Origin of the sequence: Bradyrhizobium sp. CB2312, from assembly GCF_029714425.1 — a bacterium.
Lineage (GTDB): Bacteria > Pseudomonadota > Alphaproteobacteria > Rhizobiales > Xanthobacteraceae > Bradyrhizobium.
Genome location: NZ_CP121668.1, coordinates 2,024,929 through 2,039,270, shown reverse-complemented (window position 1 = coordinate 2,039,270; position 14,342 = coordinate 2,024,929). Strand labels below are relative to the sequence as shown.

At 64.2% G+C, this 14,342-nt stretch carries 9 protein-coding genes and 2 pseudogenes; 5 read left to right on the top strand and 6 right to left on the bottom strand.

Going from position 1 to position 14,342, the window contains the following annotated elements; translation table 11 throughout:
• Positions 1-995: 995 nt before the first annotated feature.
• On the bottom strand, positions 996-2,570 hold the full coding sequence (locus QA642_RS09680; RefSeq protein ID WP_283084444.1) for a porin: 1,575 nt from the start codon (positions 2,568-2,570) through the stop codon (positions 996-998).
• A 535-nt stretch (positions 2,571-3,105) separates the two neighbouring features.
• Here QA642_RS09680 and QA642_RS09675 point away from each other — a divergent pair.
• Entirely contained in the window at positions 3,106-3,585 is a 480-nt protein-coding gene (locus tag QA642_RS09675) for a MarR family transcriptional regulator (RefSeq protein ID WP_342740886.1), read from the top strand.
• A 193-nt stretch (positions 3,586-3,778) separates the two neighbouring features.
• On the opposite strand, the gene QA642_RS09670 is transcribed toward QA642_RS09675, so the two are convergent.
• Entirely contained in the window at positions 3,779-4,864 is a 1,086-nt protein-coding gene (locus QA642_RS09670; protein WP_349253832.1) for an alpha/beta hydrolase, read from the bottom strand.
• On the opposite strand from QA642_RS09670, the gene QA642_RS09665 reads away from it, so the two are divergent.
• The 4 genes and pseudogenes from QA642_RS09665 (at position 4,863) to QA642_RS09650 (ending at position 9,626) form a co-directional block, all read left to right on the top strand.
• Positions 4,863-5,105: a hypothetical protein gene (locus tag QA642_RS09665; RefSeq protein WP_283084442.1), complete on the top strand. Its 243-nt coding sequence runs from the start codon at positions 4,863-4,865 to the stop codon at positions 5,103-5,105. The genes QA642_RS09670 and QA642_RS09665 overlap by 2 nt on opposite strands.
• A 509-nt stretch (positions 5,106-5,614) precedes the next feature.
• Complete coding sequence (locus QA642_RS09660; protein WP_283084441.1) at positions 5,615-6,679, top strand: 2-dehydropantoate 2-reductase N-terminal domain-containing protein; 1,065 nt, start codon at positions 5,615-5,617, stop codon at positions 6,677-6,679.
• A 509-nt stretch (positions 6,680-7,188) separates the two neighbouring features.
• A pseudogene (locus QA642_RS09655) lies at positions 7,189-8,006 on the top strand (YkgJ family cysteine cluster protein).
• Positions 8,007-8,111: 105 nt separating this feature from the next.
• Positions 8,112-9,626 (top strand): ATP-binding protein, encoded by a 1,515-nt coding sequence (locus tag QA642_RS09650; protein WP_283084440.1) that lies wholly within the window; start codon positions 8,112-8,114, stop codon positions 9,624-9,626.
• Positions 9,627-9,636: 10 nt separating this feature from the next.
• On the opposite strand, the pseudogene QA642_RS09645 reads toward QA642_RS09650, so the two are convergent.
• The 4 genes and pseudogenes from QA642_RS09645 to QA642_RS09630 form a co-directional block, all read right to left on the bottom strand.
• Positions 9,637-10,669 (bottom strand): annotated as a pseudogene (locus tag QA642_RS09645) (HoxN/HupN/NixA family nickel/cobalt transporter).
• 261 nt (positions 10,670-10,930) lie between these two features.
• On the bottom strand, positions 10,931-11,671 hold the full coding sequence (locus QA642_RS09640; RefSeq protein ID WP_283084439.1) for an ABC transporter ATP-binding protein: 741 nt from the start codon (positions 11,669-11,671) through the stop codon (positions 10,931-10,933).
• Positions 11,668-12,501, bottom strand: a complete 834-nt coding sequence (locus QA642_RS09635) for an ABC transporter ATP-binding protein (RefSeq protein WP_283084438.1) — start codon at positions 12,499-12,501, stop codon at positions 11,668-11,670. The genes QA642_RS09640 and QA642_RS09635 overlap by 4 nt, the downstream gene beginning before the upstream one ends.
• Positions 12,501-14,324, bottom strand: coding sequence for an ABC transporter permease (locus QA642_RS09630; RefSeq protein WP_283084437.1), 1,824 nt, complete (start codon positions 14,322-14,324; stop codon positions 12,501-12,503). Before QA642_RS09630 ends, QA642_RS09635 begins: the two co-directional genes overlap by 1 nt.
• Between the last annotated feature and the right edge of the window lie 18 nt (positions 14,325-14,342).

The following is a 14,342-nucleotide window of genomic DNA, read 5'->3' as shown; positions in this document are numbered from 1 at the left end:
GAACGGCGTCGTAGGATGGGTAGAGCGAAGCGAAACCCATCAACTCTCGTGAACGCCGAGGCATGATGGGTTTCGCTTCGCTCTACCCATCCTACGGCCTCGCGGACACAGCTTCACAATCTCGCGGCGCAATTCGCCCGAGCTTTGCTTGATCTCTCCACCCTCGAAGCCAAGAGGGCGCAGGGAAGGCCGGGTGCCGGCTCGCACCCGCGGTCCGCTGCGCGAAAGGTAGCGCAAGGAAACCGCACAGCAGCATACAGGTGAAGCCCAACACACGGCCTTCCCTGCGCGATGGTTGGACGGCTTATGCCGTGCTCTCCCGGGAGCCGAGTTCGTTCTGGCCTCCCTCGCCCTTACAGAAGTCGCCGGCAGCGCGCCGGTTGACGCGACTGCCGCATCCGCCAAGGCTTGACCGTAGCAACGACGGCCAGGACCACACGGTTTTGCCGTACGCACGGCCCGCTATTCGCCGCAGTTTTCCCAGCCCTGTCGACAGAGCCGAAAACTTACAGGCGAGACGAACCTGACAGCGCCGTCCGTCCGCACGAAGCCTTAGGGCTCACGGAGAGCAATCCGCCCTGCCCCTGGCCACTCGCGCCCCGACGCTGCCGCGTCCACCGCAAAGCCCGGCTCGCGAACATGACGACCACATGATCGCCCCTCAAGGATGAGCCGGGATGGGCGACACATACGACAAATCCGAATTTCGGTAAAGCGGAATATTTTCCGCCATGGGGTTGACGGGGAGCGACACATGCCGAGCTCCGTAGCCCGGAGGGAGCCAACGGGTCGGCGCGAAGCGGCGCCCGATGACAGGCTCCGCGCAATCCGGGGCCGCTATCGCTCGTGGCAAGAACCCGGATTACGCTGCACTCCCTCCGGGCTACGAATCTCCGTCGGGGGCTACGAATCGCCTGCATCGCCGACTGCGCCCCCCAAAAAAAACACCCGGCGGTTGCCCGCCGGGTGCTTCGTCGAACTGCTTTCGACCGAACTTACCAGTTGCGCTGAGCGCGGAGCAGCAGGGTGAACGAGTCCTGATCCTTCAGCTCGTAAGTCGCGGCCGGCTTGGCGACCGGGAAGTTGGTACCGCCGGCAATGACGCCAGCATACTTCTGGTCGACGTGGGTCCAGGTGAAGTCGCCCGAGAACGTGAGGTTCTTGACCGGGGTCCAGCGGGTGATCAAGCCAACCTGACCGATGTTGAAGTCAGGGTTGCACGAGGTCACGCCCGCAACCGACGAGAAGATGCCGCCAACGCCGCAGAGGAATGCCTTAGTCCCACCACCGAACTGGGCAGCCGCGTAGGCACCGTAGATCGCGGTGTTCCAGTAGGGATCCCAGTTGTGGGTGTAAGCGCCACGGAAGCCCCAGGTCTTGACGCTTTCCTGGGAGCCGCCCGTGATGAACGTGGTGTCCGGAGCGGTAACCGCGGCGACGCTCTGGTAGGCAACGCCCGAGCTGCCGTACATGAGGTACGAGCCGCCCGCCAGGTTCTGGAAGTTGTAGCGGGTGGCACCGTCGGTGTAGACGCCCGAAATGTTGATCACGTCACCCGCACCGGTCGGGATGTTCTTGATCGACAGAGCGAGCTGAACCGCCCAACCCCACTTGTCGTCGGGGTGGCCAGTCGGTTCGGTCGCGCCGTAGTAGGCAACGTGGTTGTCATGCGCAGCCACCGACGCCTGGAAGAGACCCCAAGCCTGATCGACACGCACCATACCGACGAGGTTCGGCGAACGCGAGCCGCCGATGGCGTTGGCACCCAGCGCACCAGTGGTCAAACCGGCGATAGCAGCAGCACCAGCAGCGCTGCTAATGTTGAGGTTGCCGGCCTGATAGTACGCAGTTGCGTCTTCAGCCGAGAACGCCGCCGTCACGCCCTGACCGAAGTCAGCGGTGTAGGTGAACTGGTTGACACCCGTAACGGTGCCCGAGCCGCCGACGAGACCGTCGAAGTTGTTGCCGGGATAGTTGGTCCAGGGCGCGTCGAACTGCGACACGGCCTTACCCATGGTGAAGCCGGCGAACTGGATGAAGGCGTAGTACACGCCGAGCGAACCGCCCGAGGTGCCGCCGTCAGTCGGGTTGATCGACGAACCGACCAGAGCCGGGGTCGCACCAGCGTTGTTGAGGGCCAGCGTGCCGGTATAGGCGGTGCCGCCGAAGCCAGAACCCGTGCCCTGATAACCGCCGGTGGTCCAGGAGAACGTCGCATCGAAGAAGGTGCGGACGACGCCGTACTCGGTTGCGGTGCGCGTGTCGATGTTGAGATCTTCACGAGCGCGCATGGTGTAGTAGTTGCTCAGGCGATTGCGCCCACTGGCAGGCGAGGTGCGCTGCGAGTCATAGATGCTGTTAGTGTTCAGACCAATTTCAGCGCGCAGATAACCACCCAGCTTGATGCAGGTGTCAGTGCCCGGGATGTAGTAGAAACCGGCACCGTACAGGGAGCAGATCCTCACGTATTCGACCGCCTTGGCCTTCACGGGAAGATCGGCTGCGAACGCGCCGGAGACGGCCATCAGGCCGGCTGCCGAGCCGAGAAAGAGCGTCTTCGTCAACTTCATTAGTAAACCTCCAGATGTCGGTTCAGGGGGCCGGGTCCTCGCTGGAGGCCGCGTTACCCACATCAATTTCCGTTCAATTCAGGTCCGCACTGAAGGTCCGGACTGAAACGACAGTGAGGTGCCCCCCCTCCGTCGTGCTTCACGTATAGTTTATAAAAACAATGGCCTCAATTCATTGATTGAATGAAGCGCAAGTTCGGAAGAGGATGTTGCCGCCAAGCAACAGGGGTGTTTTGCGGCCGGGGAATCACTGAAAACAAAAGAAAAAGCCCTCAGGGGGCATCCCGAGGGCTTTCTTGGAGGTCTCACATTGCTAGCTGTCGACGTGGTCAAGAGCAGCAAACTTTGAGTGGGACAACGTGTAACTCAATTAATTGTTTTCTGCAAGTGCTGAACGACCGAATAGTTTTCGCGGCACGACAGGCAGCCACGCCTCCCGCACGCTATGCACGGGACACGTGCCCAATATCCCGGTACAAAGATCTACTTTGCTGACCTGTCTGATTTCCTTCTGCCTGAGCGATCCCGGGACCACATGATTGAGAAGAGGCTCGACAGAGCCATTACGGACTTCATTTGGAATGTCGTCGAAATCCACTCTCAGCTCGAGGACATCCACGCCAGCTGGGCCACCCTGCTAGGCATTACCGAGCCGCAGTGGCTCATCTTGATGGCCATCACCGAACTCGATGGGGGGCGCGGCGTCGCGGGAATCGACATCGCGAACAAGCTGCGGATCCATCCGGCCTTCGTGACCAACCAGACCAAGAGCCTCGAGAAGGGCGGATTCCTGTCGCGGCGACCGGCAGCCGACGACGCCCGTTTCGTCCTGATGTCGCTGACAGAGAAGGCGACGACGGAAATCGGCAAGCTCTCCAAGAGAAGGCTCGCCTTGAATTCGACCATGTTCAATGAGCTCGATGAGGAGACCTTGGCCGATTTGAATGCTGCGCTGGCCAAGCTCGCCAAGAATGCGCGGCTTGCTGCGCGATTGCTGGCCATCGACGCTTCGTGATCCGCCGACGTCGGGCGCAGGACCGCCGGGCCATCGCTGATCGTCGTCACGCCGCGCCGGAGCGCGCCTGCACGCGATCCTCTCTGATCCGGCTGGAGCGTTTTCGAGCGAAGTGGACGCCGGTTCGCGTGACGAAAGCGCGTCAAAACAAGAATCCAGAAGCTTCGGTCCTGATTTAATCAGAACCGAAGCTCTAGAGATCAGTGACGCGATCCAGCTGACGGCCAGCTCCAAGCTTGCTGTCGAGCCATTCGAAAATGAAGTCGTCCACGGCGATGAAATTCTCGACCTCGCCCAGCGGATGAGGGATGCGGTTCGGCACCACGATCGAGCAATCGGCTCCGGCCTGCCGATAGAGCGTTTGAAGTTCGCGAGCCTCGCGTTCGCGCACCATCGAGCGACTGCCGACAACCACCAGAAGCGGGCAAGATAGTCGATGCGACGGCAGCATCGAGCCTGTCGAACTCCCGTCCTGGTCGCTCTGCTTCAGTCCGGTCATCCAGCGAAATGGTGCTCGGCGCATGACCTGCGTCAGAAGGCCACCGTCGCAGACGGCGGCAGCGATTCTGCGATCCCAAAGCGCAAGACGGGATGCATGCGGGGCGGCGGCTCCTTCGCCATAGATTGCGATCCGCTGCCGATCGACATCCGGACGAGCCTCCAGATAGTCCAGGCAGCATTGCAGCATGTGCTCCGGCTTGAAAGAACGATGATGGGACGAATTGCAGGCGTCGATCAGCAGCAGCGACATGTTGCGGCGACGCAAGGCTGCCGGCAGCCGGCGCATCATCGAGCTGCGGGTAATGTCTTCGTCACTGACGCAGATGACCGCGGGTGCGCAGGGCCCCCGACGCCCGCCCTGGACAAAGAAGCCGGCAAGCACCTCCTGACCAAAGCAATCGATCTCGACTCGATCGATCGCAAGACCAGCGTCATCCTCGAAGCTTTTCAGGCCGGTCGCGACCTTGTCTGCTAGGGCGGCGTCCGCGATGTCTTCCCGACAAGACAAGGTTCGCGCGACTTCGATCGCGGTCTGCGAGCACATCCACGCTTCGCGCGCGATTCGACTGGAACCGCCCGCGCGCGCGAATTCGGACAAGGTCCGATAGTCTTCTGCGACCCTAGCCCAGTCCGAAATCCACAGCTGCCTGTGTGCCTCGCTCGCCAGTTCTGCAACGGGCAGGCTCTCGAAGAATTCGGACGCGCGTCTGCGCAAACGTACCAAGTTTCCACCGGCGCCGTCACAAGAACCATGAGGCCAATAACCACCGTCCATCATGATCTCCGAACAGCAGCGTCAGCGGTTGCTAGACTTGCCGGCTTCACTTCCAGCATGGCGCGCTGCGCGCCCGCTCGATTCCGTCGCGACGCGCCTGACCATGTCCGTCGATCTGGCGTCTGCCGATCGCAACGAGCAGGCCTCATTCAAAGATTTAGGCTGGATCAACCCAGTGGTCAGTTCCCCGCGCCGTGCGACCGAGGTTCCCCACTCTGCCATGTTCGCGATCCCCGCGTTTTAACATTTGTGTCATCAATGATCAAAACAGCCCCGTGTGACGATGCGGCATCTCGTATCAGCCTTGAGCGCGGAATTTTTACGGCCTCAATCCGTCGCGCCGCCAATCACGAGATGGCGAAAGATGCGGCTGGTTGCCATTTCGTCAACACGACTATCGACAGAGAGGGACGGGAACCCATTGACGGGTCTCACTTTATATATCGTGAGACGATATGTATTCTAGCGTGCATAGCCGGCTCGGGGACATGCAAAACATCCGTTAAACGGAATTTCGGTAGGACAGAATATGTTGGTGGCGGCTGGCCGGGAATTGTCCTTTGGGGCGCGACCGGCGAGCCCGCTCAGCCCGATTGGGAAACCGCACGCCATCCGGACGATGGAACATCCTCTAACGCCTTGTATGCATTATCCCAGTTGCCATCCCCACGTAGTTCGCCTTACATGCCGGCAACTCGCCCGCGGACGACGGCCGGGGCTCAAAAATCACGCACATTGTCGAGGGGACGGAATATGGCGCGCAACATATTGATTCTCGGGGCTTCTTACGGCTCGCTGCTGGGCACGAAGCTGCTGATGGCCGGGCACAACGTCACCCTGGTCTGCCGCGCCAAAACCGCTGAGCTGATCAACCGCGATGGTACCGAGGTACGCATCAAGCTGCGCGACGAAGCCGTGCACCGGGCGATCTTTTCGCGCGACCTGCCCGGCAAGCTCGACGCGATAACGCCGCAGAATGTCGACCTCTCGCGCTATGACATGGTCGGCCTTGCGATGCAGGAACCGCAATACACCAACCACACGGTCCGCGTTCTCATGGTCAAGATCGCCGCGGCGAAGCTGCCGTGCCTGTCGATCATGAACATGCCGCCGCTACCCTATCTGAAGCGGATTCCGGCGCTCGCGGACATGGATCTCGAGGAGGCCTACACCAATGCGCAGGTGTGGGAGCGCTTCGAGCCGGGCCTGGTGACCCTGTGCTCGCCCGATCCGCAGGCGTTCCGCCCGCCCGAGGAAGCCGCCAACGTGCTTCATGTCGGCCTGCCCACGAATTTCAAGGCATCGGCGTTCGCCGACGAGAAGCACAACAAGGTGCTGCGCGAGCTAGAGGCCGACATCGACGCGGTGACGCTCGACGGCCACGACGTGCCGGTGAAGCTGAAAGTGTTCGACTCCCTGTTCGTGCCGCTGGCGAAATGGTCGATGCTGCTGACCGGCAACTACCGCTGCATCACGCCGCACGAGCCGCAGTCGATCCGCGACGCCGTGCACGGCGACCTCCAGCGCTCGCAGACGATCTACGACCATGTCGATGCGATCGCCCGCAAGCTCGGCGCCGATCCGCAGGACCAGGTGCCGTTCGCGAAATACGCCAAGGCCGCCGAGAGCCTGCTCAAGCCCTCGTCGGCCGCGCGCGCGGTCGCGAGCGGCGCGCCCTTCATCGAGCGCGTCGATCTCCTGGTGAAGCTGATCTCGCATCAGCTCGGCGTGCCCAACGCCGAGATCGACCGCACGGTCGACACCGTGGACCAGAAGCTGAACGAGAAGATCGTGCAGGGCGGGTCCGGCGCGCAGTAGCGCGCCGCTTCCGTTCCTGTCGGATATCGTCGACCTTGACGCAGCGCGCTCCGTTGCCCGGATCGCGCTGCGCTCCATCCGGGCCACGTTCGATCGCCCTCGCATCCCGGCCAGTTCCCGGTGAGATGCACGAGCAACGCGCCACGCGGCGCCTCATCATCACCGCACAATCACGCAAACGTGTCGCCTCTCCGCGCGCGAGCACACGCATCGCGCATATCACAGCTGCGTGAGAGAACGCGGGCTGCTCATCGTCCGTTTGGACTGCACGGCGGTGAAATGACGCCGTTTTGCCTGCAAATCCGTCAAGCGCGAGCGAAGCTCCCCGTCGCGGACGCTTGAAGCGATCGGCGAACTGCGTTCGCGATCCTGCATTTGCGCAGGCGCCGCATGCGCGCAGGTCAGCCCCCGCTTATTGTCCCGCAAAAAGGAGAAAGATAGGTTTTCGCCTCAGCCATTATGCAGTGCCGGCGTCCGGGAGCGGACGCAAACCAACAAGATAAATAAAAATGGATCAGGCAATGCTGAGCGTCGCTCGCGCGGTCGAGGCGGGCGCAACGACGCTGAAGGGCGTGATCGACGCCACCGGACTGTCCCGCCTCAAGATCGAACGTGCGTTGAACGCGCTGGAGAAGCAGAAGCTGCTGGTCCGCGACGGCCAGGGTTTCGCGCGACCGGCCTGCCGAAAACGGCGCGTCCCGCCCGGCAATGCGGGTCCTGCAATGCCTGTTGCGATATCCTCGAGGTGGCCGCGGTCGACAAGCCGGTGAACCAGCTCTGCAAGCATTGGCAGACCGGCACGGGATGCACCATCTACGACCGCCGTCCGCAGATGTGCCGCTCGTTCGTCTGTGCCTGGCTCCAGGGCCATCTCGACGAGGAGTGGTTCCCCGCGAAGGCCGGGCTCATCGTCCATTTCAGCCAGGACGCGGTCAACGTCACCGTCGACGACCATTGTCCCGATCGCTGGCGGGAAGAGCCTTACTTCAGCAAGCTCGCCGAATGGTCGCTGAACGGCATCAGGCGAATCGGCAATCGTGGCTATGCGACCCTGATCGTGTCCGGCCCCGACCGGTTCATGCTGCTCGGGCGTACCGTCGTTCCGGAACCGACGCTGTTCGGCACCGCGTTCCTGCCGCTGACGCAGGACACATTCCGCTATTGGAGGGCAAAATCGCCCGAACATTTGCAGCGGCTGCACGAACGCATCGCCGAGATCGAGCGGATCAAGCAGGAATTCGGCTCCTGCGCGATTCCCGAGAATGAGGACGACGATCCGCAGGCGCCCTATCGGCCCGCACTTCTACGGTTGTCGAATCGCGCCTGAACTCCGCCGTGGGCAACACGGCCTGATTCGCAGCGTAGCGCTCGACGCGCCCGGGCCGGATTGATAAAGCCCCTGTCCGCAGATGATGGGGACTTGAGTCGGGGCATGACGGTTGCGATCGAGATGGGGCAGACCACGGCAGGCGCCGCGGCCGCCATGGACCTCGAGGAATTGCTGGCGACCCGTCTCCTGGTGCAGGGCAATTCGGGCTCCGGCAAATCGCATCTGCTGCGGCGCCTCCTGGAGCAGAGTGCGCCGTGGGTGCAGCAGGCCATCATCGATCCTGAGGGCGATTTCGTCACGCTTGCGGAGCGATTCGGCCATCTCGTGATCGACGGCGAGGATCACACCGAGCGCGGCTTGCAGGTTGCCGGCGAACGCGCACGGCTGCATCGGGTTTCGACCGTTCTCAATCTCGAAGGGCTCGATGCCGAGAACCAGATGCGGCGTGCCGCAGCGTTCCTCGGCGGGCTGTTCGACGTCGACCGCGACCATTGGTACCCGATGCTCGTCGTCGTGGACGAGGCGCAGCTGTTCGCGCCTGCCGTCGCCGGCGAAGTCTCGGACGAGGCGCGAAAGCTGTCGCTGGGCGCCATGACCAATCTGATGTGCCGCGGCCGCAAGCGCGGGCTTGCCGGCATCATCGCGACGCAGCGTCTGGCCAAGCTCGCCAAGAACGTCGCAGCGGAAGCCTCGAACTTCCTGATGGGCCGCACCTTCCTCGACATCGACATGGCGCGGGCCGCCGATCTGCTCGGCATGGAGCGACGGCAGGCCGAATCATTTCGCGATCTCGAGCGCGGACAGTTCATGGCGCTGGGGCCTGCGCTGTCGCGCCGTCCCTTGCGCCTCAACATCGGCGCGACCGACACCAGCCCGCGCAATTCCACGCCGCGGCTGATGCCGCTGCCCGAAGCGACGCTGGAGGATGCGCGCGCCGTGATTCTGGCGGCGCCGCCGCCCGATGCCAGCCGGCCGCAGCGCCGGCCGGCGCCTGATTTGCTGGAGCAGCTCCGCGCGGCGAAGGCTGCGGCGACGCCGGAGGTCCGGCCTGAGGTGGTCGAGGTGTCCGTCAGCGCCGAGGAGCTCGCCGAGCGGCGCGAGCGCGTCGATCGTACGCTTCGTGCCGTGCTGGCCGAGCCCGATGCCGGCTTCCGCGCCATCGGCGTGCTCTACCAGGAGTTCGTGGTCCGCTGCCGCATCGAGGGCCTCGGCTCGGCGGTGCCCGACCTCAACGAATTCCGCCGCATGCTGACGCATGCACGCGCCGGGCTCGGCACTGATCTCGCCGAGGACGACGCCTGGCAGGAGGTGTCGCTGCGCGCCTCGATCCTGCCCGACGACATGCAGGGCGTGTTCATGATGATCGCGCGCGCCGCAAAGGAAGGCTGGCCCTGCCCCGGCGATGCCGCGATCGCCCGCGCCTACGGCTCGCATTCGCTGCGCCGCGCCCAGCGGTTGCTGGGCTATATGGAGGAGCAGGGCCTGATCGTCGTCCAGCTCGACGGCGGCGGGCGCAGGATCGTGACGCTGGTGGAGCTGGCCTGGGCGACCGCGCCGGGCGATCCCAATGCAGACGAGCTGCCGGCAGAGCAGGCAGCGAGCGCGGCTTCGCTCTGATCCCGGGGATTCAGGCCCGTCGCGGCACCTCGGTCGCATCGATCAGCATGTCAGGTGCGACACCGCGATCGTCAGCAAACATGCGGCGGTGGAGCGCGACCGAGACGAGCCAGGCGATCGCAAACAACGCGATCACGGCAAAACCGAGATTGGCGAGCGATCCGTTGAGACCGTCGACCAGCACCCACACGCCTCCGGACAGACCAAGCCGATCGGCGATCAGCCCGAGCGCCTCGATGCCGCCGATCAGCAGCGCCACCGCGACGGAAGCGCCAGTGATGGTGAGGTTGTACCAGAGTTTTCGCAAGGGATCGACGAAGGCCCAGCGATAGGCGCTGACCATCAGCGTAGAGTCCGCGGTGTCGACCAGCGCCATGCCTGATGCGAACAACGCGGGAAAGACCGGGATATCGGCGAGCGAGGCGCCGCGCGCGATCTCCGTGGCGGAGATGCCGAGCAGGCCGATCTCGGTCGCGGTGTCGAAGCCGAGGCCGAACAGGACGCCGAGCGGATACATGTGCCACGGCCGCGTCACCAGGCGGAACATCGGGCCAAGCAGCCGCGCGAGAAATCCGCGATTGGCGAGCAGCGCGTCGAGCCCTTCGGCGTCGTGAACGCCCTGCTCGCGCGCGATGCGGAACGCTCGCCATAGGCCGGCGAAGATGGCGAGGTTGATGGCCGCGATCACGAGCAGGAACAGCGCCGACACCGAGGTGCCGATCAGGCTGCCGATCTGCTTGAGCAGGCTGTCGGCGCCAAGACTGACGACGCCGAGTGCGAGCAGCATGGCCGCGACCACGACGATGGTGGAATGGCCGAGCGCGAAATAAAGCCCGGCGCTGCGCGGCGTATCGCCCGCCTGCATCAGCTTGCGCACGACATTGTCGATGGCGGCGATGTGGTCGGCATCGACGGCGTGACGCAGCCCGAACACCCAAGCCAGCAGCGCGGTCGCCATCACCGTCGGACGATCGCCGAACGCCGCGAAGGCCCAGACATTCGGCGACGTTGGCGGCAATGAGCCCGCCGAACAGCAACGCCATCCCGGGCTCGACCGCCCGCAAGGACCATCTCGTCACGAATTCAATCCGTCCACTGCGCGCGACATTGCGTCAGTGGTGTGATCTTTTCATAGAATGATCACACGGGCCAGCCCCCAACTATCGCCGGACGATCGCGTATGCGAAATTTGCAGGGAGATTCGTCATGCTCGGGCTTGTCCCTGGCATCCACGTTCTTCGTGCCCGTTGGCTAAGGCGTGGATGGCCGGGTCAAGCCCGGCCATGACGAATGGATAGATCCAACTACGCCGCCTCGGAGCCGCCGAGATAGGCATCCCGCACGCGGGGGTCGTCCTTCAGGGCCCGCGCCGGGCCGGACAGCACGATCCTGCCGGTCTGGAGCACATAGGCCTCGTGCGCGATCTCGAGCGCGAGGCTGGCGTTCTGCTCGACCATGAAGACCGAGACGCCCTCCTGGTTGATGGTGCGGATCAGCTCCAGCACGCGGTCGACATAGAGCGGCGACAGGCCCATGGTCGGCTCGTCCATCACGATCATCCTGGGACGGCTCATCAGCGCGCGCGCCATCGCCACCATCTGCTGCTCGCCGCCGGAGAGCGAGCCGGCACGCTGCGACAGCCGCTGCCCGAGCTTCGGGAACAGCGTGAGCATCCTGTCGAGATCCTGCGCCACCGCATCGCTATCGTTGCGCACGAAGGCGCCCATCAGGATGTTTTCGCGGACGCTCATGTCCGCGAACAATCGCCGCGCTTCCGGCACCGAAGCGATACCACGGCGGACGATCTGCGGCGTGGTCAAACCTAGCAGCGAGGCGCCGTCGAAGGTCACATCACCCGCACGCGGCTTCACGAGTCCCAAGATGATCTTCATCGTCGTCGACTTGCCGCTGGCATTGCCGCCGAGCAGGCAGACGATGTGGCCGCGCGCGACCGTGATCGAGAGATCGAAATGCACCTGGGCCTGGCCGTAGAACGTATTGACGTTCGATAGCGCCAGCAGCGGTTCGGGTGTGCTCGCCGTCATGCCGCGCTCTCCTGCTCCGGCGTCAGGCCGTGGCCGAGATAGGCTTCGATCACCTTTGGATCGCTCCGCACCTCTTCGCCCGGCCCTTCCGCGATCTTCTTGCCCTCGTCCATGACGATGACGCGGTCGGAGAGGCGCATCACCATCTCCAGCTTGTGCTCGATCAGGAGGATGGTCAGGCCCTCGGCCTTCAGCTCGGCGACAAGGGCCTGCATCTCCGCCGTCTCGGTGGGGTTCATGCCGGCGGTCGGCTCGTCCAGCAGCAACAAGCGCGGCTTGAGCGCGAGCGCACGCGCGATCTCGACACGGCGGCGGTTGGCATAGGACAGGCTGTAGGCCGGCTGGTCGATGCGCGGCAGCAATCGCTCGCCGAAGCGGGCGAGGATGGCCTTCACTTCTTCGCGGAGCCGTTCTTCTTCCGCCTTGACGCTCGAGGGGCGCAACAAGGCCAGGCCCAGCTCCAGCAGCGGGCCGATCACCGCCACGGCCGGCTTCACAGCTCGCAGCCGCGTGTGGGCGCCGATCAGGACGTTGTCCATGACACTGAGATTGCCGAAGACGCGGCCGAGCTGGAAGGTACGCGCGATGCCTTCGGCCGCGAGCCGCTCCGGCGACAAGCCCGTGATGTCCTGACCTTCGAAGTGGACCACGCCGGCATCAGGCCGGTCGAGCCCGGTCACGAGATTGAACAGCGTCGTCTTGCCGGCGCCGTTGGGACCGATGATGCTGATCAGCTCGCCCCTGGCGAGATCGAAATCGATGGCATCGACGGCGGTGAGGCCGCCGAAGCGGCGCGTCAGCCCGCGCAGGGACAGCATGGGCTCCGCCATCACATCGTCCCCAGCAGGCCCTGCGGCCTGAACCGCACGAGCAGCAGCAGCACGATGCCGTAGATCAGGATGCGGTACTCCGCCGCGATCCGAAACACTTCCGGCAGGCCAACCAGCGCCACCGCCCCGACGATGGCGCCGACGACATTGCCGAGGCCGCCGAGAATCACGACGGTCAGCGCCAGGATCGATTGCTGCGTGTTGAAGGTCTCGTGGTTGATGTAGGAGTAGAGATGCGCGGCGATGCCGCCGCTGACGCCGGCGGCGAACCCGCCGAAGATGAAGGCCAGCGATTTGTAGCGGTTGAGGCTGAGGCCATAGGCGCGCGCGGCAATGTCGTCGTCACGGATGGCGCGAAAGCTGCGGCCGAGATGCGAAGTGAGCAAGCGGCCCTGCAGCAGTGCGAGTGCGACCATCACGGCAAAGCTGAACCAGTAGATCGATGCCGGGCTGACCAGATCGTAGCCGAACAGCGACAGCGGCGGGATGCCGGAGATGCCGATCGGGCCGCGCGTGACGCTTTCCCAGTTCAGGATCACCAGCGAGACGATCTCGCCGATCGCGAGCGTCGCGATCGATACGTAGTGCCCGCGCAGGCGGAACGACGGCGAGATCAGCGTCGTGCCGAGCGCCGCACTCATCAGCCCGCCGGCGATGATGGCGAGACCGACCGGAACGTTGAGGGTCAACGACAGCAGCGCGGAGGTATAAGCGCCGATCGCGAGCAGCGCGGCGTGCCCGAGCGAAACCTGCCCCATCGTGCCCGCCACCAGCGTCAGGCTGAGCGCGAGCATGCCGAGCAGCCAAGCATTGATCAGGGTCTGGAGCACATAGAAGGACACCGGGAAGAACGGCAGGACCGCGAAGATCGCGGCTGCGACAGCCAAGGCCCAGCGCGGAATGCGCACCGGGCGGCTCGGCGCGATGAAGGTGCCGGTGAGCGGCTCGGGCGGCGCCTGCCGCGCGCTGGCGAACAATCCGTTCGGACGCAGCACGAGCACAACGACCAGCAGCAGGAACGCGAACAGGTTACGATAGCTGGTGCCGAACACGGCGACGCCGTAGCTCTCGACCAATCCCAGCAGCAGGCTGCCGATCACCGCGCCGGGCACGTTGCCCGCGCCACCGACGACCTCGGCGACGACACCCTTCAGCGTCGCCTGCAGGCTCATCGCGGTGTCGATCTGGTTGTAGTACATGCCGACCAGCATGCCGGAGACGCCGCCGAGCGCGGCGGCAATGCCGAACACCGCCTGATTGACGCGGTTGACGTCGACGCCCATCTGCATCGCGGCGTCGCGGTCCTGCGAGGCCGCGCGCACCGCCCAGCCGAGCTTGCTGTAGCGCAGGAACACGAACAGCAAGAGCGCGCTGCTGATGCCGACGCCGGCGATGAGGAGATCGAGCGGACCGATGGTGCCGCCGCCGACCTGGAAGCGGACATCAGGCAACTGGCTCGGCAGCGCGCGCGGGTTGGGCGAGAAGGTCAGCATCACCAGTTGATCGAGCACGAAGCTGATGCCGATGGTCGCAAGCAGCGGCGCGATGCGCACCGAGTTCTGCAGCGGCCGCAGGCCGAACCGCTCGATGATCAGGCCGACCACTGCTGCGGCCGCGGCCACCACGATGATGGTGAGCGGCAGCGGCGTATGCAGCTGCACCACCGCGACCCAGCCGATATAGGCGCCGACCAGATAGATCGAGCCTTGCGCGAAGTTGATCAGCCGGCTGACGCCGAAGATCAGCGCGAGCCCGACCGCAACGAGAGCGTAGACATTGCCGACGATCAGCCCGTTGATCGTGTAGTCGAGCCAGGAGGACACGCTGGGTTCCTAATGAGG